Consider the following 19,625-nt stretch of genomic DNA (forward strand, 5'->3'; position numbering starts at 1 on the left):
TAGGGCGACGGACGTGGGGGGCCGCCGGTACGGCCGGTCCCCCACGGTGGGCCGTCCGGCGTCACGTCCAGACGATGTTGCTCGTACCGTCCGACTCGCGGACCGTCTCGGGACGGATCTCCCTGCCGATCGCCGTGACGACGGGCCGTCCGGTCTCCAGGGATTCGAGTGTCTCCTGGAACATCTCGGACAGGCTCTTCCAGCGCACGACCCCCCACAGTTCCAGATCCTGGTCGATCTCCAGGACGGCGCCGTGCGTCGGCCCCTCGCGATGGTCCACGATCAGCTGTGTCCCGACGTGGGTACTGCTGATGGGCACCCATTTCACATGAGCCGTCCGGCCCACGACGAAGTCCGCGTTGTCGTCCTCCTGGCTCCACGCCACGTCCTGCTCCATGTCCCGCTGGCCGAGCATCATGCGCTCGGCGTCGACCGGATAGTGGCCGCCCGGAATGAAGCCGCCGGGGCCGCTGTGCCGGAAGTGGGTCGACACGCCGTTGTGATGCTCCAGCCACGTCCGGATCTCCGGGACGAGCGAGAACCTGTTCTCGGTGATCGCCTCGATCTCCGACGCCGTCGCGGGCGGGTTCAACGTGCCGAAATCATCCGGCACGTTGGCTTCCAGCCACCGGTCGAGACGGTTCAGTACGTCTTGAAGCTGCACGGTTCGTCCTCACGTCTGGATGCTGCCTCCCCTACGACACCACAAGCGCGTGGCGCCCGAGGTGGAGTCGGTTCGATTCCACCTCGGGCGCCACGCGCCACGCGCCACGCGCCGGGCGTCCCGGTGTTCAGCCTCCGTTGACGTCGTGGGCGATCCGGTCGCCCAGTTCCTTGTCGATGTTGCGCCAGTACTGCAGGGCGCGGTCCAGGACCGGGCGGGAGACGTCGGCCTTCAGGTGGCCGGTGACGTTCGAGACCAGGCGGTCGCGGGCCGCGTCGTCGAGGACCTGGCGGACCATCGTGCCCGGCTGGCCCCAGTCGTCGTCCTCGCGGTGCAGCTTGTACGCCTCGCGCACCAGCTCGCCCGTGGCCTCCCAGCTCGCCGGGTCGCCGAAGCGGGAGAAGTCGGCCGCGGGGCCGCCGTAGGAGTTGGGCGCGTACGGGCGGGCCGCGAGCGACGGCTCGTAACGCATCGGGCCGTCCTTGGCGTACGAGTTCGCCGGGGCGTGCGGGCGGTTCGGCGGCAGCTGGGCGTAGTTCGGGCCGATCCGGTAACGGTGTGTGTCCGGATAGGAGAACAGTCGGCCGAGCAGCATCTTGTCCGGCGAGGGGCCGATGCCCGGCACCAGGTTGGACGGCTCGAAGGCGGCCTGCTCGATGTGGATGAAGTAGTCCTCGGGGTTCCTGTCGAGGGTCATCCGGCCGACGTCGATCAGCGGATAGTCCCCGTGCGGCCAGATCTTGGTCAGGTCGAAGGGGTTGAAGCGGTAGTCCGCCGCGTCCTCGAACGGCATGATCTGGACCTTCAGGCTCCAGCTGGGCGCGTTCCCGGACTCGATCGCCTTGTAGAGGTCCATGCGGTGCAGGTCCGGGTCCGTACCGGCCAGCTCGTCGGCCTCCGCCTGGGTGAGGAAGTCGATGCCCTGGTCGGTCTTGAAGTGGTACTTCACCCAGAACCGCTCACCGGCGCCGTTGATCCACATGTAGGTGTGGGAGCCGTAGCCGTTCATGTTGCGGTAGGTCTTCGGGATGCCCCGGTCGCCCATCAGATAGGTCACCTGGTGCGCCGACTCGGGCGAGAGCGTCCAGAAGTCCCACTGCATGTCGTTGTCCCGCAGCCCGTTGTCGGGGCGCCGCTTCTGCGAGCGGATGAAGTCCTGGAACTTGATCGTGTCGCGCACGAAGAAGATCGGGGTGTTGTTGCCCACCAGGTCGTAATTGCCCTGCTCGGTGTAGAACTTGAGCGCGAAGCCGCGCGGGTCGCGCCAGGTGTCGGGCGAGCCCTGCTCGCCGGCCACGGTGGAGAAACGGGCCAGCATCTCGGTGCGTTTGCCCGGCTGGAAAAGGTCGGCCTTGGTGAACTGACTGACATCATTCGTTACTTCGAAGAACCCGTATGCGCCACTGCCCTTGGCGTGCACCACCCGCTCGGGGACCCGCTCCCGGTTGAACTGGGCCATCTTCTCGATGAGGTAGTGGTCCTGGAGCAGGATCGGGCCGTCGGGACCGACGGTCAGCGAGTGTTCGTCGCTCTCCACCGGAATGCCGGCGTTGTTCGTGGTGTACGGAGCCTTCTGGGGTGCCTGCGTCACGAGCGTCCTCCCGTCAAGAAGAGAGTCTTCAGATCGCTTCGCTCACCTCAGCAGTCAACTCTGCCGACAGGAGGTCGGCAACCGGGCCACCGTGGGGCGAGGCGGATCGCGTACCCCTCGGCCCCCGGTCCATTCAGCCCCGGCTCAGTTCGAACCAGACCACCTTTCCGGTGCTCAGACGCGTGGCGCCCCACCGTCTGGCCAGTTTGTTGACCAGATACAGGCCACGCCCGCCCTCGTCCGTGGCGCGCGCCTGCCGCAGCCTGGGCAGCTGCGGCACGTCGTCGCCCACCTCGCAGCGCAGCACGTCCGTGCGCAGCAGCCGGAGGGTGACCGGGCGTGACGCATAGCGCACGGCGTTGGTGACGACCTCGCTGACCAGCAACTCCACGGAGTCGCTCATGTCCTCCATGCCCCAGCGGGACAGCGCGCGGCGGGCCAGGCGCCGGGCCCGCCCGGGAGCCGCGTCCTCCGGCTCCAGGTGCCAGTACGCCACATCGCTCGGCGCGATCCCGTCGAAGCGGGCGGCGAGCAGCGCGATGTCGTCGTCCCGGTCGCCCGGACCGAGCATGTCCAGCACCTCGTCGCAGAGCGCTTCCAGCGGCGGCGGATGGTCCGGGCCGGTGAGCTGCGCGGTGGCGGCGAGCTTCTCGCGCAGCTGCTCTATGCCGGTCCACACGTCCCTGAGGCGCGACTCGACCAGGCCGTCCGTGTACAGCAGGAGCGTCGCCCCGGCGGGCGCGTCCAGCTCGACCGCCTCGAAATCCACTCCTCCTACGCCGATGGGGGCGCCCGGCGGCACCCGCAGGACCTCGGCCCGGCCGCCCAGGTGCAGCAGCACCGGCGGCGGATGGCCCGCGTTGGCGATGGTGATCCGGTGCGCGACCGGGTCGTAGACGGCGTACAGGCAGGTCGCCATGCGGTCGGTGCCCAGGCGCTGCGCCTGCTCGTCCAGGTGGTGCAGCACCTCCTGCGGGGGCAGGTCGAGCCCCGCGAGGGTCTGCGCGGTGGTGCGCAGCTGGCCCATGATCGCGGCGGAAGTCATCGAGTGGCCCATGACGTCACCGACGACGAGGGCGACACGGCTGCCCGGCAGCGGGATCGCGTCGTACCAGTCGCCGCCGACCCGGGCGGTCTCCGCGGCCGGCAGATAGCGCGAGGCCAGCCGCACTCCGGTGGGGCGCGGCAGCGTCTCGGGCAGCATGGTGCGCTGCAGCTCGTCGGCGATGTACGCCTCGCGGCCGTAGAGCACCGCCTTGTCGATGCCGAGCGCGCTGTGCGTGGCGAGCTGGGCCGCGACCAGCAGATCGTCGGTCTCGAACGCCATGCGCTCGGGGCGGCGCACGAAGAGCGCCGCGCCGATCACCCGGCGCCGCCCGCGCAGCGGGGCGAGGATCGCGCGCTGGCCGGTGGGCACGATCAGCTCGTCGCCGAGCAGCTCGGGCAGCGCGGCCCGGGCGGCGGGCGCGTCTGCGAAGACCGGGCGCACGCCGCGCAGCACCTCGGCGAGGGCGCCGCCGGGGCGCACCTCGCACAGCTCGGCCGTCATCGCCGAAAGTTCGTTCGGCTCGGGCCGCAGTGCGGGCATGAAGCCGTTCTCGGTGTCCCGCTCCTCGGGGATCCGGTCGGTGCGCCGCAGTCGCAGCACGAGGGGCCCGGTGGGCCGCTCGTCGCCGACCGGCAGCGGGTCGCGCAGATAGACGAGGATCGCGTCCGAGAAGGTCGGCACGGTGGCCCGGCACAGACCCATGACGATCTCGTCCAGGTCGATGCCGCGGGCGATCCGCCGGGTCGCCGCGCCCACGAAGCGCAGCCGGTCCCCGTCACGCCGCATCGGCATCGGGCCCGCGTGCGGCAGCCCCTGCCCGGTACGCCGGTCCGTGCCCGTGGAGTTCCCGGACGGCCGGTCGCCTTCCGTGCCCGGCTGGGCCGGGATGCCCTCGGGGGCCGGGCGCGGGCGGTGCGCGTCGGGCTCGCTGGCCGAGGGCTGGGAGTGCTCGGGGCCGGGGGAGGCGGGCGACGGCGTGGACGCGCCGGTGCCCGAGGGCGACGGCGTGTCGGTGCTCGCCGACGCCTGGGTGGCGGACGATCCGTGCCGGCCGTAGGGCGTGCTCGGCGCGGAACCGGTGGGGGCGTCGCCCGTGCGGGCGGGTTGTGCGGGTAATGCGCCGGGCGCGCGCTGCGGCTCCGGGGTACGCAGGAGCGCCCCGCGGGGGTCCGCGGGGGTGGAGGGCCGGCCGGCGCCGCTCTGGCGGCGCTCGTGCGAGGTGGGGTGCTCCGTCACGCGTGTCGAATCCATCCGTCCGGGGCTGCGCGCCGTGCGTGCAGTTCGTCCCGCAGCCCCGATACCCGGAATGTGTGTCCCGGGAACGGAATCTGCGCGTCGTCAGGACGGGGCCTGCCCGTCGCCGACGTGAACGCCGTTGTCGGGCCGAACGCCCTGTGCGGCCCGACGGGCCGTCCGCCGACCGTACCGCCGTGGCCCTCGTACCCCTCGCTCACGTCCTGCCGCCCCTCGGTGACGTCTGGTCAAGCTCAGCGCATGCTGCGGGAGTTGCTGCTGTGCGCCCTTGCGGAGGACGATCCTACGGTTGTACCACGGGGGCGCATCAAGGGTCTCATGAGGACACGTGCGCGGGCGTACGGTCCCAGTCATCCGGCAGGGAAGGAACCGGCCAGGCGGGATCCGGGCGCCAGTGCTGCCAGCCGTCCGAGAACGGCGCGCCCCAGGCACGGATCACCTCCACCGCGCAGTGCCCTGCCTCTCTTACCTGTGCGGCCAGTTGAGTATCCATCAATCCGGCCCGTTGCGCCTGTGCGAACTCGTCTTCGTCGAGCCAGTGCCAACTGCGGTCCGGGTGCACGGAGATGTCCAGGAAGTGATCCTCGGAGTCGACCCCGCCCTCCCAACGGGCGAGCGGCGCCTCCAGGTTCACGTACCAGTTCTTGAACCGCCAGCCCGGTTCCCAGAACAGCCACACCGACCAGGGCTCGCCGGGCCGCGCCAGCTTCAGTACTCCGTTGCCGAACCAGCGGCCCCGCTGCACCGTTCGCGCCTTGGTGTAGCGGGACTCCAGCGGTTCTCCGTGCACCGGGGTACCGTCGGCGAGCACGGGCTTCACGCACTCGGTGCCGGGCGCCATCCACACCGCGAGCAGTTCCTCGTCGTCCCGTACGACGGTCACGGGGCGGCAGATGTGGAAGTGCTCACCGGCGTTCTCCCGGTACCGCCACAGAATGTGACTCCCGGGGGCCCAGTACACCGTCGACCCGCCCGCCGCCACTCGCCTCACCGCTCCACCCTCTGCCATGACCAGATATTAGGTGCCACAGGCATACGACGCTGCGGTGCGCGTCACGGTTCGCGCCATGGAGCGAATGACGTAACGGAGGCGTCATCCAATGGCTTCCAAGGTCATCCGGGGAGTGAACGCCGTTTACGGATGCGTCATCCTCAGGACATCGAGCGCCTCGTCCAGCTGTTCCAGGGTGAGGTCACCGCGCTCGACGTACCCGGATTCCAGGACGACCTGGCGGATCGTCCGGCGTTCCGCCAGTGCCTTCTTGGCCACCTTGGCGGCCTCCTCGTAGCCGATGTACTTGTTGAGCGGTGTCACGACCGACGGCGAGGACTCGGCGTATTCGCGGGCCCGTTCGCGGTGGGCGACGATCCCGTCGACGGTGCGGTCGGCGAGCAGGCGCGAGACGTTGGCGAGGAGACGGATCGACTCCAGGACGTTCTTGGCGATGACCGGAAGCATGACGTTCAGCTCGAAGTTGCCGGCGGCCCCGGCGACGGCGACCGTCGCGTCGTTGCCCATCACCTGGGCCGCGACCATCAGCACCGCCTCGGGAATGACCGGATTCACCTTGCCGGGCATGATCGAGGAGCCGGGCTGGAGGTCGGGCAGGCTGATCTCGGCCAGCCCGGTGCGCGGACCGGACGCCATCCACCGCAGATCGTTGGCGATCTTCGTCAGCCCGACCGCGATGGTCCGCAGCTGCCCACTCGTCTCGACGATCCCGTCCCGCGCGCCCTGCGCCTCGAAGTGGTCACGGGCCTCGGTGAGCGGCAGCCCGGTGGCCCGCGCCACCTCCGCGATGACGGCCGCGGAGAACCCGGGCGGCGTGTTGATCCCGGTGCCCACGGCGGTCCCACCGAGCGGCAGTTCGGCGAGCCGGGGCAGCGAGGCTCGGAGGCGCTCGACGCCGTACCGCACCTGCGCCGCGTACCCCCCGAACTCCTGTCCGAGCGTCACCGGCGTGGCGTCCATGAGATGCGTACGCCCCGACTTCACGACGTCCGCGAACTCCTCGGCCTTCCGCTCCAGGGCGGCGGCGAGGTGTTCCAGAGCCGGGACGAGATCCCTGGTCACGGCGGCGGTGGCCGCGATGTGGATCGAGGACGGGAAGACGTCGTTCGACGACTGCGAGGCGTTCACATGGTCATTGGGGTGCACGTCCCTGCCGAGCCGCTCGGTCGCGAGCGTGGCGATGACCTCGTTGGTGTTCATGTTGGAGGACGTACCGGAACCCGTCTGGAAGACGTCCACCGGGAAGTGCGCGTCCCAGCGACCCGCGGCGACCTCGCCCGCCGCTTCCTGGATGGCCTCGGCCACGTCCTTGTCGACCACCCCCAGCTTCGCGTTGACCCTGGCCGCCGCGCCCTTGATCAGCGCCAGCGCCTCGATGTGCGCGCGCTCCAGACGCTGACCCGAGATGGGGAAGTTCTCCACGGCCCGCTGGGTCTGGGCCCGCCACTTCGCGTCCGCGGGCACTCTGACCTCACCCATGGAGTCGTGCTCGATCCGGTACGGGGCTGCCTGTTCGTCGGCCATCGACGATCACCTCCAGTGGGGACAGCATCGCGGACGTGCCCCGTGTTCCCGGCGAGGCGGCTCCCGTTTCTCCCGGGGAGTCGGCGCCGTGAGCCGCCCTCCCGAGGAGTCAGCTCCGTGAGCCGCCGAGCGGGCCGGTGCACGCCGACATCCCGCCGACCTTGGCGCAGGCCTCCGCCCCGCGCGGGCTCGACGCGGCCAGCATCGGGCTGCTGTAGCCGTCCGAGGGGTCACCCGGGTAGGCGGCGGACAGCTCGTCCTGGTCCGATCTGATCGAGATCTCCCGCGCCCCGCCGGTCGTGGTGCGGACCTCCGACCAGACCGTCGCGCACGAGGGGGAGAAACGCAGCAGCACGACCTGCCCGGCGCGCGTGACGGTGCTCTCCGTACGCGCGTCACGGCCGCAGGCCTCGGAGGCCGGGAACTGCCCCTGGCAGCCGTGGCCCCGGCAGGAGGCGCTGGCGGGGGCCACGGGCAGGTCGGGGTCGAGGACGTCGGCCGCGCCCGCGGTGACCACCACCGTGGCCGCCATCGTCGCGAGGGCGATGACGGCCCGGTTGGACCCCCGGACGCGCCGGCCCCGAACCGGCGCGTCCGGAACCGCGGCCTGTGGGACCGGGGCCCCCAGGGGCGGGGTGGCCGCCCTGGACTGGGCCCGGGACGCGGCGTCCCACAGGGAGAGAAGGGGACCCGGGTCGGTGTCCGCCAGACGGCCGAGCGACTCGACCGCCGAGCGCGGCGGAAACTGATCACCGCTCAGGTAGCGGTGCCAGGTCGACTTGCTGAACGGGGTGACGGAGGCCAGCGCGGCCAGACTCAGTCCCGTCCGCTGCTTGAGGCACCGGAGCCGCTCCATCAGCAGCTGCTCCTCGTCGATGTCCTCCGTGCCGACGTCCTCCGTACCGATGCGTTCGATATTGATGCGTTCGGTGGTGAGGTGATCCATGTTGATCTGTTCTGTTCCTGTACGTACTGCCTTGCTGTGTTCTGTCTCGTCCAACGAGTCGGGCAGCGGCTGTCTCTTGACCCTCACGTGGCTCTTCCTCTCGCTCCCTCGGCCTGCCGGGGTGACCGCCCTGATGTGTTCCCTCCCTCGGTGCCCGGGCACACCCCGATCGCCCGAATGCGAACCGAATATGAAGGGGAGTTGACCTGCTGTTTCGTCAGGGGAGTGGGGTCGTCGGCTGATCGACTTGTCCTACGGGCCGGCGGGGCGGACCGCGCCCCGCCGGCCGGCGCCGGACCTCAGGAGGCGAGCGGCGAGGTGGTCGTCAGCACCAGCGGACGGCGCGGCTGTTGCGGACGTAGTGGGCGGAGACGTAGCCCCGGCCGTGGGCGAGCTTGTACCAGCGCGAGTTGCCCATGACGGAGGAACCGCTCTTCTTGCAGACGAGAGTCACCACGCGGCCGGCCCGCCGCGAGCCGACGATCCGGTAGCCGGTGCCCGGACCGGACCGGACGTGCAGACGCATGTGGTGGGTCGTCACCCGGCCCAGGACGTGCCGGGTGAGGTGGTGGCGGGCGTGGTGGCGCACGGGAGTGATCGCGTAGTGCTTGTGGTGGTGCCGCGGGGCCAGTGGCAGGGTGTGCGGGGCACGCTGGAGGCCGGGGATCGAGGACTGCGGGGACGCCGGGTACCAGTCCGACGACGCGACCGGCGAGGACGCGGCGCCCCGGCCGGGAACGTGCGGGGCGGCCGGGGCGGCGGAGGCGACGGCTGTCACCGGGAAGACGGCGACAGCCGCGATCGCGGCCACCAGGCCGTTGCGCAAAGTGCGACCAATCATGGGATTTCCCTCCGAGATGACCTGCGGACCACAGGCTGTGATCCGGTCATCACGGAGGGTTTCCGGCAAAGCTCACAAAAATGCTGTCCCACTCGTTCCTGGGACGAAGTGGGACAGCATCGGGGCGTGGCGGGACGCGTCCAGCTGGCGAACAACTGCCTCTGCTGTCCCGGGACGCCGCGCGAGCCCAGCGCCGCGCACCGGAATCGACGCGCGAACCTGGGTGCCGGGGCGGCAGCCCGGGCGGCATCGAAGGGGCGGAGTCCCTGGGGAGGGGGCGGGTGAGGGCGGCGGGGGCGGATTCCCTCCCCTGCCGCCCCGAAAGGCACTACGCGAGCCCGGGACCCCGCACCGGGATCGAAGTGAACGTCGGCTGCGGCGCCGGGTCCTGGAAGAAGTCGTTGCCCTTGTCGTCGACGACGATGAACGCCGGGAAGTCCTCGACCTCGATCTTCCAGACCGCTTCCATGCCGAGCTCCTCGTACTCGACGACCTCGACCTTCTTGATGCAGTCCTGGGCGAGCCGCGCGGCGGGGCCGCCGATGGAGCCGAGGTAGAAGCCGCCGTGCGCGTCACAGGCGGCTGTGACCTGCGCGGAACGGTTGCCCTTCGCGAGCATCACCTTGGAACCGCCCGCGGCCTGGAACTGCTCCACATAGGAGTCCATGCGGCCGGCGGTGGTGGGGCCGAACGAACCCGACGCGTAACCCTCGGGGGTCTTGGCCGGACCGGCGTAGTACACCGGGTGGTCCTTCAGGTACTGCGGCATCTCCTCGCCCGCGTCCAGCCGCTCCTTGATCTTGGCGTGCGCGATGTCGCGCGCCACGACGAGCGGGCCGGACAGCGAGAGCCGGGTCTTGACCGGGTACTTCGTCAGCTCGGCGAGGATGTCGTCCATCGGCTGGTTCAGATCGATCCGGACGACGTCGTCCCCGGCGGAGTCCAGGTGCTCGTCCGTGGTCTCCGGAAGGAAGCGCGCGGGGTCCGTCTCCAGCTGCTCCAGGAACACGCCCTCGGCGGTGATCTTCGCGACGGCCTGACGGTCGGCGGAGCAGGACACCGCGATCGCGACGGGGCAGGACGCGCCGTGCCGCGGCAGACGCACCACGCGCACGTCGTGACAGAAGTACTTGCCACCGAACTGCGCGCCGATGCCGATCTTCTGGGTCAGCTCGAAGACCTTCTGCTCCAGGTCCTTGTCCCGGAAGCCGTGACCGAGCTCCGAGCCCTCGGCCGGAATCTCGTCCAGGTAGTGCGCGGAGGCGTACTTCGCGGTCTTCAGGGCGTACTCGGCGCTCGTGCCGCCGACCACGATCGCCAGGTGGTACGGCGGGCAGGCGGCCGTGCCCAGCGAACGGATCTTCTCCTCCAGGAACTTCATCATGGAGGCCTCGTTCAGAACGGCCTTCGTCTCCTGGTACAGGAAGCTCTTGTTCGCCGAACCGCCGCCCTTGGCCATGAACAGGAACTTGTAGGCGCCGCCGTCGGTCGCGTACAGCTCGATCTGCGCCGGAAGGTTGGACCCGGTGTTCTTCTCCTCCCACATGGTGAGCGGAGCCATCTGCGAGTAGCGCAGGTTCAGCTTGGTGTACGCGTCGTAGATGCCATGCGAGAGGGCCTCCTCGTCGCCGCCCTCGGTGAGCACGTTCTGCCCGCGCTTGCCCATGACGATCGCGGTGCCGGTGTCCTGGCACATCGGCAGTACGCCCGCGGCCGCGATGTTCGCGTTCTTGAGCAGGTCCAGGGCGACGAACTTGTCGTTGCCGGACGCCTCGGGGTCGTCGATGATGCGCCGCAACTGCGCCAGGTGCGCGGGCCGCAGATAGTGCTGGATGTCGTGGATGGCCTCCGCGGCGAGCTTGCGCAGCGCCTCCGGCTCGACCTTGAGGAACGTGCGCCCGTCGGCCTTGAAGGTGGAGACACCCTCGGAGGTCACCAGCCGGTACGGGGTGGTGTCCTCTCCCTGGGGGAGCAGATCGGTGTACGCGAACTCAGGCACTAGCCCATTCCTCACTCGACAGACAGCGGCATGCCTCCATTGGCAGCGTCCACCAGCGTAGAACCTGGCGCGGACGGTGAGTCTGTGAGGTAAGGCTCAGTTGGCGTGAAGGGGCGGGTTTTCCACAGGTCGCGAGAAGGGGTAGTCGCGATCTATCGCGTTTGGGTACGCTGCTGTCGTGGACCTTCAGAAGCGCACCGAAACCCGGGCCTCCGACGCCGAACTCCGGGCCTCCGACGCCGACCGTGACCGGATCGCCGACATTCTGCGCGATGCCCTCGCCGAGGGGCGCCTCACCGCCGACGAGCACGCCGAGCGGATCGAGGGGGTGCTGGCCACGAAGACGGTGGGGGAGCTCGACCGGTTCGTCCAGGACCTGCCCGCCGCGCGCGCGGGCCGCGCGACCCCCGCGTACACGTCCGTGCCCAACCGCCCCCAGCCGGGCGGCATCCCGGCGGAGGCCGACGAGAACGTGGTGGCGGTGTTCAGCGCCGTCGTGCGCAAGGGCCGCCGGCGCGCCGGGCGCCGCATCCACGCGTACGCCGTCTTCGGCTCGGTCGACATCGACCTCAGCGAGGCGATCTTCGAGTACCAACAGGTCGTGATCAAGGCGATTTCGGTCTTCGGCAACGTCGAGATCAAGGTCCCGGAGAACGTCTCGCTGCGCGGCAGCGGCGGCGGAGTCCTCGGCAACTTCGAGACGCACACCACGGACGCGGGCGACCCCGACGCCCCCGTGGTCTACGTCGAGGGCTTCGCGGTGCTGGGGAACATCGAGGCGCGGCCCAAGCGCGGCAAGCTCGTCGCCGACATCCTCGACCGCACGATGGACCGCGTGGACAGGACTTTGCGCAAGCACCTCGACCGTTGACGCCTGTGAACGCGACGGCGCGCGGGGCGCATTGGTCCACTCACCCGCGCCCCGTTTTGAACGACCGGCTCCGCTCTCGGGAACTCAGTGCATAGGCGCGCGCACAGCGGGTAGGGCTTGCTGCATCGCCTCTTGGAGGGCGCTGTGGGACTTCCCGCGGTGCCCGGCACGCCCGCGAAGCCGTCGTCAGGAGTAGACCGTGCTGCAACCGCCGCATCAGTCCCTGCAGGTAGCTGCCGTTCCGGCCCAGCGGGCGCCAGTGCGGGACAGGGATCAGGAAGCCCCATGGCACACGGAGGCGGTGTGCCGCAGGGACGAGGCCGGCCTGTTCTTCGCGCCCTCCAAGGAGCCCACGGCCGCCCGGTTGTCCCGCGAGGAGGCGGCGAAGCGCGTCTGCGCCCGCTGTCCCGTGATGGTCGAGTGCCGCGAACACGCGCTGCTGCAACCCGAGCCGTACGGAGTGTGGGGCGGCCTCACCGCCGCCGAGCGCCGCGTGGTGCTCGCCCGGCGCCGCCGGCGCGACCTGGAACTCAAGAAGGCCGCCCGCGGCACGATAGCCGCAGCCGGCTGACCGCACGTACGCCAAAGGGGCCGCCCTCCGCACAGGGCCGGCCCCTTTGCCGTACGTACTTCTTTGCGTTGGCCGTACGTACTTCTTCACGCGCCCCGTAAGGCGAGCGCCCCATAAGGGGGCGGGGAACTGCGCGACGGGCCACGACGCACCCGCAGTGACCCACAACCTGCCCGCAGTTCCCCGGCACTCCCGGCGGAGCGCCCCCGCGGAGCTACTTGGCGCGGTCGAAGTCGATCGCGCTGTACGCCCGCAACTTGCTCAGCCGGTGCTCCGACCGAATCTGGCGCACCGTACCCGACTTGGACCGCATCACGATCGACTCGGTGGTCGCCGTCTCCGCCCGGTACCGCACCCCGCGCAGTAGCTCCCCGTCCGTGATCCCGGTGGCGACGAAGAACACGTTCTCGCCGGAGACCAGGTCGTCGGTGAGCAGCACACGGTCGAGGTCGTGCCCGGCGTCCACCGCGCGCTGTCGCTCCTCGTCGTCCTTGGGCCACAGCTTGCCCTGGATGGTGCCGCCCAGGCACTTCACGGCGCAGGCGGAGATGATGCCCTCGGGCGTACCGCCGACGCCGAGGAGCAGGTCGATGCCCGTGCCCTCGCGCAGCGCGAGGATCGAGCCCGCGACGTCGCCGTCGGAGATCAGCTTGATCCGGGCGCCGGTCTCGCGGATCTCCTTGATGATCCCCTCGTGGCGCGGCCGGTCGAGGATCACCACGGTGACGTCCTCGGGCGAGGACTTCTTGGCCTTGGCGACCCGGCGGATGTTCACCGATACGGGCGCGTTGATGTCGACGAAGTCGGCGGCCTCCGGCCCGGTGACCAGCTTGTCCATGTAGAAGACCGCGGACGGGTCGAACATGGTGCCGCGGTCGGCGGCGGCCAGCACCGCGATCGCGTTGCTCATGCCCTTGGCGGTCAGTGTGGTGCCGTCGATCGGGTCGACGGCGATGTCGCACTCGGGGCCGGTCCCGTCGCCCACGCGCTCCCCGTTGAAGAGCATCGGGGCCTCGTCCTTCTCGCCTTCACCGATGACGACGACGCCGTTCATCGAGACGGTGGAGACGAGGGTCCGCATGGCCCGGACGGCGGCGCCGTCGGCGCCGATCTTGTCGCCGCGGCCTACCCAGCGGCCCGCGGCCATCGCGGCGGCCTCGGTGACCCGGACGAGTTCCAGGGCGAGATTTCGGTCGGGGGCCTCGGAAGGGACCTCGAGTTCGGACGGCAGATGATGCTCGGTCATCGGAGCGCACCTTTCTGATACGACGACGGCCGGATGAGGGTGTGCCCCGACTCTATCGTCAGGCTGACAAAATGAGCAGGGGGCCCCACGGATGAGCAGGCCAGGGCACCTGCGACGATAGGGGTGTGGCAGGTACGAAAGGCAAGCAGAGCGTCCGGGACATGCTCCTCTCCCTGGGTCTGATCGGGCTCATGGCGGGCGTGATCTACATCTTCATCCCGCACGACGACTCCGCGCCTCCTCTCAAGCGCGTCGACTACCGCGTCGAGCTGCTCACGGCGCGCCGCGCGGCGTCGTATCCCGTGGCGGCACCCGTGGGTCTGCCGACGGCGTGGAAGGCGACCTCGGTGCGGTACGACGGCAGCGAGTTCGATGCCTGGCACCTGGGCTTCCACGACCCCGACGGTCAGTACGTGGCGATCGAGCAGTCGACTCAGCCCGCGGCCGTCTTCATCGACTCGGCCAGCCAGGGCGCCAAGGAGACGAAGGCCACCCAGCGGATCGGTGACGCGACGTGGCAGCGGTACGAGGGCGACAAGTACGACGCACTCGTGCTCAAGGCCAAGGGGGCGACCACCGTGGTGACCGGGACGGCGTCGTTCGGGCAGCTGACGAAGATGGCGGAGGCGCTGAAGACGTCATGACGTAGTGACGTCACGACGTCGTGATGCTGTGACGTCGTGATGCGTCCGCGTCATACGGCCGTGTACGCGCATGAGAAGGGCCCCCGCCGCCATTGCCGGGGGCCCTTCTCGTCTCACGGGCGTACGCGCCGGGGCGTACGCGGGGGCTCAGACGGTCGTGATGACCTGGTCGAACTCCAGGCGCGGGGAGCGCGGGAACCAGGCGTCCTCGCCCGGCTTGCCGATGTTGACGACCATCAGCGGGGTGTGGTCGTCGTCCAGGAACTCCTTCTGGACGCCCGCGAAGTCGAGACCGGTCATCGGGCCGGCGGCGAGGCCGGCGGCGCGGACGCCGATGATGAAGTACGCGGCCTGCAGCGCGGCGTTCAGCGCGGCGGCACCCTCACGGGCCGGGCGCTCGGCGAAGAAGACGTCCTTGGCCTGCGGGAAGTGCGGGAACAGGGCGGGGAGCTCCTCGTGGAACTCGTTGTCCGCGGAGAGGATCGCGACCAGCGGGGCGGTGGCGGTCTTGGGCTGGTTGCCCTCGGCCATGTGCTGCACCAGGCGCTCGCGGGCCTCGGTGGAGCGGATCAGCGTGATGCGCAGCGGCGACTGGTTGAAGGCGGTCGGGCCGTACTTGACCAGGTCGTAGATCGCCTGCACCTGCTCGTCGGTCACCGGCTCGTCGGTGAACGTGTTGGCGGTACGGGCCTCGCGGAACAGCAGGTCCTGGGCGGCGGGGTCAAGAACGAGAGACATCGGAAACCTTCTCGGTATGTGCGGTGGATCCGGGGGGATCGGTTGGCGATGTCGACAGTACGGGGAGGAGGTTTAAGGTTCAACCAAAAACGGGGTGAGGTGATCCGCTTCACAGGGAGTGAGGGGGAGCGAGGTCGCTTCCGGGCGCCGGGGTTCCGGGGGAACGACGAGGCCGCCGTCACCGAGCGGGACGGCGGCCGGGTGTCACTGGGGATGTCGCCGGGTGTCACCGGCTACGGAAGGGAGCGAACGTCATGACGTCACCCGGAGTCGCGGTCCCCGTCCCCGTGCCCGTCTTCGTCCCCGCTCTCCGACTTCTCCTCGGCCAGCGCCGCGTCCAGGCGGGCCCGTGCGCCCTCCAGCCAGCGGCGGCAGACCTTCGCCAGCTCCTCGCCCCGCTCCCAGAGCGCCAGTGACTCCTCGAGCGTCGTGCCACCCGCCTCCAGGCGGCGTACGACCTCGATCAGCTCGTCCCGCGCCTGCTCGTACCCGAGCGCCTCGTCCACCTTGCTGGTCATGCGCCCACCCTATGCATCGACTCGTACCGTGAATTCACCCTCGGCGACCCGCGCCCGCAGCGCCTCGCCCGCCGCCACCTCGTCCGGATCCCGGACCACATGACCGTCGGCCTTCTGGAGCACCGCATACCCCCGTTGCAGGGTCGCGGCGGGGGAGAGGGCCACCACACGCGCGTGGGTGTGCGTCAGCTCCGAGTCGGCGCGGTCGAGCAGATGACCGAGCGTGCGCCGCCCGCGGTCCAGCAGCGCGGCGACCTGGTCGGCGCGCTCGTCGACCATCCGGTGCGGATCCTCTATCGAGGGCCGGGCCAGCGCGTGCGCGAGCCCGCGCTCCTCCCGGTCGATGAAGGACTGGACGCTCCGCCGCGCCCGGTCCCGCAGCAACCGCACCCGCTCGTACTCCTCCCCGACGTCCGGCACGACCTTCTTGGCCGCGTCCGTCGGCGTGGACGCGCGCAGGTCGGCCACGAAGTCCAGCAACGGGTTGTCGGGCTCGTGCCCGATGGCCGACACGACCGGCGTACGACAGGCCGCGACCGCCCGTACGAGCTGCTCGTCCGAGAACGGCAGCAGGTCCTCCACGCTGCCGCCGCCACGGGCCACGATGATCACGTCGACGGCGTCGAGCGCGTCCAGCTCCTTCACGGCCTGCACGACCTGCGGCACCGCGTGCACCCCCTGCACGGGGACGTTGCGCACCTCGAAGCGGACGGCCGGCCAGCGGTGCCGCGCGTTCTCCAGCACGTCCCGCTCGGCCGCGGACGCCCGCCCGCACACCAGCCCGATGAGCTGCGGCAGGAACGGCAGGGCCTTCTTGCGATCGGCCGCGAACAGCCCCTCGCTCGCCAGGGACTTCTTCAACTGCTCGAGTCGCGCGAGGAGTTCCCCCACGCCGACCGGTTTGATCTCGGTGGCCCGCAGCGACAGCTGCCCGCGCGGCGCGTACCACTCGGGCTTCGCCAGGACGACGACGCGGGCACCCTCGCTCACCACGTCCGCCACCGCCTCGAACACCTGCCGGTAGCAGGTGACGCTCACCGAGATGTCGTACGACGGGTCGCGCAGGGTCAGGAAGACGACGCCCGCGCCGGGGCGCCGCGACAACTGGGTGATCTGTCCCTCGACCCACACCGCGCCGAGCCGGTCGATCCACCCTCCGATGAGCCGCGACACCTCGCCGACGGGCAGCGGGGCGTCCGCGGACGTGTTGAGAGCCATGCGCCCGAGACTAACGGCCCTGACTGACACAGAGCCCGCACCGGTTCTTGGCGCGGAGCGCCAGTGAGGGTGGGCGGGTGGGAGATCGCCGCGGAGCGGCGAGGAAAGGCCCGCGGAGCGACGTGCCGCCACCACACTCGCGTGCGGCAGCGTGAACGCGGTCAGCGCGCCGATGCCGACCACCGACACCAGACGATCGAGCCCGTCGTCGCGCCGGGCCGCCCACACCGCCGCGACCGGCGTGATGACCGCGGCGCACGGCAGCGCGGCCCGCGGCACGCCGGAATCGGTCTTCGACAGCGCCCTCGGCACCCACCGGTCGCGGAGGCCATCTTTGACGCGTCGGGCGCGGCCTTACGATGGGTGCCATGACTGCTTCGTCTGGCCGCCGTGTCCTGCTCGCCGCCCCCCGTGGCTACTGCGCGGGCGTGGACCGCGCCGTGATCGCCGTCGAGAAGGCCCTCGAGCAGTACGGGGCCCCGATCTATGTCCGCCACGAGATCGTCCACAACAAGTACGTCGTGCAGACCCTGGAGAAGAAGGGCGCGATCTTCGTCGAGCAGACGGCCGAGGTCCCCGAGGGGTCCATCGTCATGTTCTCGGCGCACGGCGTCGCCCCGGTTGTCCACGACGAGGCCGCGGCCGGCAAGCTCGCCACCATCGACGCGACCTGCCCGCTGGTCACCAAGGTCCACAAGGAAGCCGTCCGGTTCGCGAACGAGGACTTCGACATCCTGCTGATCGGCCACGAGGGCCACGAGGAGGTCATCGGCACCTCCGGCGAGGCGCCCGACCACATCACCCTCGTGGACGGTCCCGACGACGTCGCCAAGGTCGAGGTCCGCGACCCGTCCAAGGTCGTCTGGCTCTCCCAGACCACGCTGTCGGTCGACGAGACGATGGAGACGGTCGACGCGCTGAAGGAAAAGTTCCCGCAGCTCATCTCCCCGCCCAGCGACGACATCTGCTACGCCACGCAGAACCGCCAGTTGGCCGTGAAGCGGATGGGGGAGGAAGCGGACCTGGTCATCGTGGTCGGCTCGCGCAACTCCTCCAACTCCGTGCGTCTCGTGGAGGTCGCCAAGCTCGCGGGGGCGCGGGCGGCGTACCTCGTGGACTTCGCCGACGAGATCGAGGAGGGCTGGCTGGAGGGTGTGACGACGGTCGGTGTCACCTCGGGTGCCTCCGTCCCGGAGGTCCTGGTCGAGCAGGTCCTGGAGTGGCTCTCCGCCCGTGGTTTCGAGGACGTCGAGATCGTCAAGGCGGCCGAGGAGTCCATCACCTTCTCGCTGCCCAAGGAGCTGCGCCGCGATCTGCGCGCGGAGGCGGCGGCGCTGGTGGAGCAGCGCGCGGCGGCGGGTTCTGCCGCCCCCTCCGAGAAGTGACTGTCTGTCGTACGACGTAGCGTAGGGCCATGCAGATCTTCGGCGTGGACATCGGCGGATCCGGGATCAAGGGTGCCCCTGTGGACCTGGACCGCGGCGAACTGACGGAGGAGCGCTACAAAGTGCTCACTCCCCGTCCGGCGACCCCGGACGCGGTGGCCGACGGCGTGAAGGAGGTCGTCGGTCACTTCGGCTGGACGGGACCCGTCGGCATCACCTTCCCCGGGGTGGTCACCGACGGCGCCACCATTCGTACGGCTGCCAACGTCGACAAGGCGTGGATCGACACCGACGCGCGTGCCCTGCTGGGCGAGCGGCTGGGCGGCCTGCCGGTGACGGTGCTGAACGACGCGGACGCGGCGGGTGTCGCCGAGATGCAGTTCGGCGCCGGGCGCGACCGTCGGGGCACGGTCCTCCTGCTCACCTTCGGTACGGGCATCGGCAGCGCGCTCTTCGCCGACGGCGAGCTGGTTGCGAACACGGAGCTGGGACACCTCGAACTGAACGGCCACGACGCGGAGAAGCGCGCCTCGACCAAGGCCAAGGAGGACCACGAGCTGACCTGGGAGCAATGGGCCCACCGGGTGCAGAAGTACCTCGCCCATGTGGAAATGCTCTTCTCGCCCGAGCTCTTCATCATCGGCGGCGGCGTCAGCCGCAAGGCCGACAAGTTCCTGCCGCTGATCGAGGGCATCAAGGCGGAGATCGTCCCGGCGCAGCTGCAGAACAACGCGGGGATCGTGGGGGCGGCGATGCGGGCGGCGAAGTCCGCGTAGGCCCTCCGGGGCGCGCGGGGCGGGGCCGGGCGCCGGCGCCGGTGGGGCCGCGCCCGTCGAGTTCGTCGGCCCCGTCACGCCGGTCACGCCCGTCGGACTCGTTGCGTCCGTCGAGCCGTCGTGTCCGTCGCGCCCCTCATGTCCGTCAGACCGGACGGCGGCGCGGCCGGATCTCCGGGCGGGGCCCCCGGACCGCCCTGCGCTGGGCGGCCCTGCGGGTCATCAGGCGGACCTTCCGTACGGTGGTGATGACCCCCGCGACCAGCGTCCCCCCGTACAGCCATCCCGCCTGGGTCGCCAGCGCGGTGACCAGCCCCATCAGTTGGCCCCCGATCCCGCCGCCCCCGTCGGCGACGGGCAGCAGCCCGAACGCGAAGGCGATGGGCACGACGACGGGTGCGGTGACGATGTCTCCCCGTCGCACCCACAACGCGGTCAGCGCGGACACCGGCAGGAACAGCACCCCGTAGACCACCAGCGACGCCCCGAAGAGCAGCTGGTCGAGACAGGCGAGCGCGAACATCGTCGCCGCGCAGAACAGTCCGCCGCCGAGCCCGGTGAGCCGGGGGTTCGGCATCCGTCGTCGCGCCGGAGCGGGTCTGGGAGCGGGCGCGGGTCGCCGCGTGGGGGGCGCACTCCTGCGTACACGGTCGGCGGCGGCGCGCCCGGTCTGGGCGGGAAGAGGTGCGCCGCGTCGCGGTTTGTACTGAGGGGGACGCGTCCTGTGTTGCTCCACTGGACCAACTTAGGTCGGTTTATGTGCGGAATAGCCCCTCAGA

The 19,625-nt window shown here is 70.4% G+C and carries 18 protein-coding genes; 5 read left to right on the forward strand and 13 right to left on the reverse strand.

Annotation, left to right across the window (positions count from 1 at the left end; all coding sequences use genetic code 11):
* Positions 1-61: 61 nt before the first annotated feature.
* The 8 genes from FNV62_RS32480 to FNV62_RS32520 all read right to left on the reverse strand — a co-directional run bounded on the left by FNV62_RS32480 (position 62) and on the right by FNV62_RS32520 (position 10,879).
* Positions 62-664, reverse strand: coding sequence for a hypothetical protein (locus FNV62_RS32480; RefSeq protein ID WP_143627961.1), 603 nt, complete (start codon positions 662-664; stop codon positions 62-64).
* A gap of 127 nt (positions 665-791) precedes the next feature.
* Positions 792-2,255 carry a catalase gene (locus FNV62_RS32485; protein ID WP_054235014.1) on the reverse strand — a complete coding sequence of 488 codons (1,464 nt, stop codon included), beginning with the start codon at positions 2,253-2,255 and terminating at the stop codon, positions 792-794.
* Between the two features lie 133 nt (positions 2,256-2,388).
* The gene (locus tag FNV62_RS32490) at positions 2,389-4,554 is read right to left on the reverse strand and encodes an ATP-binding SpoIIE family protein phosphatase (protein ID WP_143627963.1); all 2,166 of its coding nucleotides are present in this window, start codon (positions 4,552-4,554) and stop codon (positions 2,389-2,391) included.
* 319 nt (positions 4,555-4,873) lie between these two features.
* Entirely contained in the window at positions 4,874-5,566 is a 693-nt protein-coding gene (locus FNV62_RS32495; RefSeq protein ID WP_179436447.1) for a DUF402 domain-containing protein, read from the reverse strand.
* 126 nt (positions 5,567-5,692) lie between these two features.
* Complete coding sequence (locus tag FNV62_RS32500) at positions 5,693-7,093, reverse strand: class II fumarate hydratase (protein WP_143602803.1); 1,401 nt, start codon at positions 7,091-7,093, stop codon at positions 5,693-5,695.
* A gap of 109 nt (positions 7,094-7,202) precedes the next feature.
* Positions 7,203-8,126 (reverse strand): helix-turn-helix domain-containing protein, encoded by a 924-nt coding sequence (locus tag FNV62_RS32505; protein ID WP_143602804.1) that lies wholly within the window; start codon positions 8,124-8,126, stop codon positions 7,203-7,205.
* 238 nt (positions 8,127-8,364) lie between these two features.
* Complete coding sequence (locus FNV62_RS55930; protein ID WP_225900453.1) at positions 8,365-8,880, reverse strand: SH3 domain-containing protein; 516 nt, start codon at positions 8,878-8,880, stop codon at positions 8,365-8,367.
* Between the two features lie 328 nt (positions 8,881-9,208).
* Positions 9,209-10,879, reverse strand: a complete 1,671-nt coding sequence (locus FNV62_RS32520) for a fumarate hydratase (RefSeq protein WP_054235020.1) — start codon at positions 10,877-10,879, stop codon at positions 9,209-9,211.
* A gap of 178 nt (positions 10,880-11,057) precedes the next feature.
* Here FNV62_RS32520 and FNV62_RS32525 point away from each other — a divergent pair, with 178 nt between their 5' ends.
* Both FNV62_RS32525 and FNV62_RS32530 read left to right on the forward strand, forming a co-directional pair.
* A complete protein-coding gene (locus FNV62_RS32525; RefSeq protein ID WP_097286109.1) occupies positions 11,058-11,750 on the forward strand; it encodes a DUF1707 domain-containing protein in 693 nt (230 codons plus the stop codon).
* Between the two features lie 199 nt (positions 11,751-11,949).
* Positions 11,950-12,321 (forward strand): WhiB family transcriptional regulator, encoded by a 372-nt coding sequence (locus tag FNV62_RS32530; protein WP_075028724.1) that lies wholly within the window; start codon positions 11,950-11,952, stop codon positions 12,319-12,321.
* 214 nt (positions 12,322-12,535) lie between these two features.
* On the opposite strand, the gene glpX is transcribed toward FNV62_RS32530, so the two are convergent.
* The gene (gene glpX / locus FNV62_RS32535) at positions 12,536-13,567 is read right to left on the reverse strand and encodes a class II fructose-bisphosphatase (protein WP_054235023.1); all 1,032 of its coding nucleotides are present in this window, start codon (positions 13,565-13,567) and stop codon (positions 12,536-12,538) included.
* A 125-nt stretch (positions 13,568-13,692) separates the two neighbouring features.
* Here glpX and FNV62_RS32540 point away from each other — a divergent pair, with 125 nt between their 5' ends.
* Positions 13,693-14,211, forward strand: a complete 519-nt coding sequence (locus FNV62_RS32540) for a DUF4245 domain-containing protein (RefSeq protein WP_060901390.1) — start codon at positions 13,693-13,695, stop codon at positions 14,209-14,211.
* A gap of 147 nt (positions 14,212-14,358) precedes the next feature.
* On the opposite strand, the gene FNV62_RS32545 is transcribed toward FNV62_RS32540, so the two are convergent.
* From FNV62_RS32545 to xseA, 3 genes are all read right to left on the reverse strand, one after another.
* Positions 14,359-14,949, reverse strand: a complete 591-nt coding sequence (locus FNV62_RS32545; protein WP_097286111.1) for a malonic semialdehyde reductase — start codon at positions 14,947-14,949, stop codon at positions 14,359-14,361.
* 260 nt (positions 14,950-15,209) lie between these two features.
* A complete protein-coding gene (locus FNV62_RS32550) occupies positions 15,210-15,467 on the reverse strand; it encodes an exodeoxyribonuclease VII small subunit (protein WP_143609131.1) in 258 nt (85 codons plus the stop codon).
* Positions 15,468-15,476: 9 nt separating this feature from the next.
* Positions 15,477-16,685 (reverse strand): exodeoxyribonuclease VII large subunit, encoded by a 1,209-nt coding sequence (gene xseA / locus FNV62_RS32555; RefSeq protein ID WP_143602806.1) that lies wholly within the window; start codon positions 16,683-16,685, stop codon positions 15,477-15,479.
* Between the two features lie 359 nt (positions 16,686-17,044).
* Between xseA and FNV62_RS32560 the strand changes: the two genes are divergently transcribed.
* A complete protein-coding gene (locus tag FNV62_RS32560) occupies positions 17,045-18,070 on the forward strand; it encodes a 4-hydroxy-3-methylbut-2-enyl diphosphate reductase (protein WP_097286114.1) in 1,026 nt (341 codons plus the stop codon).
* Positions 18,071-18,099: 29 nt separating this feature from the next.
* Entirely contained in the window at positions 18,100-18,846 is a 747-nt protein-coding gene (ppgK, locus tag FNV62_RS32565; RefSeq protein WP_143602807.1) for a polyphosphate--glucose phosphotransferase, read from the forward strand.
* 145 nt (positions 18,847-18,991) lie between these two features.
* Here the strand turns inward: ppgK and FNV62_RS32570 are convergent, their stop codons facing one another.
* Positions 18,992-19,423, reverse strand: a complete 432-nt coding sequence (locus FNV62_RS32570; RefSeq protein ID WP_313905041.1) for a DUF6542 domain-containing protein — start codon at positions 19,421-19,423, stop codon at positions 18,992-18,994.
* Between the last annotated feature and the right edge of the window lie 202 nt (positions 19,424-19,625).

The sequence above is a fragment of the Streptomyces sp. RLB3-17 genome (genome assembly GCF_007113425.2).
Lineage (GTDB): Bacteria > Actinomycetota > Actinomycetes > Streptomycetales > Streptomycetaceae > Streptomyces > Streptomyces mirabilis_D.

Bases quoted from the DNA above. Each gene is read 5' to 3' on its own strand.
- FNV62_RS32490 (WP_143627963.1), bottom strand. From the start codon at position 4,554: ATGGATTCGACACGCGTGACGGAGCACCCCACCTCGCACGAGCGCCGC.
- FNV62_RS32495 (WP_179436447.1), bottom strand. From the start codon at position 5,566: ATGGCAGAGGGTGGAGCGGTGAGGCGAGTGGCGGCGGGCGGGTCGACG.
- FNV62_RS32500 (WP_143602803.1), bottom strand. From the start codon at position 7,093: ATGGCCGACGAACAGGCAGCCCCGTACCGGATCGAGCACGACTCCATG.
- FNV62_RS55930 (WP_225900453.1), bottom strand. From the start codon at position 8,880: ATGATTGGTCGCACTTTGCGCAACGGCCTGGTGGCCGCGATCGCGGCT.
- glpX (WP_054235023.1), bottom strand. From the start codon at position 13,567: ATGACCGAGCATCATCTGCCGTCCGAACTCGAGGTCCCTTCCGAGGCC.
- FNV62_RS32545 (WP_097286111.1), bottom strand. From the start codon at position 14,949: ATGTCTCTCGTTCTTGACCCCGCCGCCCAGGACCTGCTGTTCCGCGAG.
- FNV62_RS32550 (WP_143609131.1), bottom strand. From the start codon at position 15,467: ATGACCAGCAAGGTGGACGAGGCGCTCGGGTACGAGCAGGCGCGGGAC.
- xseA (WP_143602806.1), bottom strand. From the start codon at position 16,685: ATGGCTCTCAACACGTCCGCGGACGCCCCGCTGCCCGTCGGCGAGGTG.
- FNV62_RS32560 (WP_097286114.1), top strand. From the start codon at position 17,045: ATGGGTGCCATGACTGCTTCGTCTGGCCGCCGTGTCCTGCTCGCCGCC.
- ppgK (WP_143602807.1), top strand. From the start codon at position 18,100: ATGCAGATCTTCGGCGTGGACATCGGCGGATCCGGGATCAAGGGTGCC.
- FNV62_RS32570 (WP_313905041.1), bottom strand. From the start codon at position 19,423: ATGCCGAACCCCCGGCTCACCGGGCTCGGCGGCGGACTGTTCTGCGCG.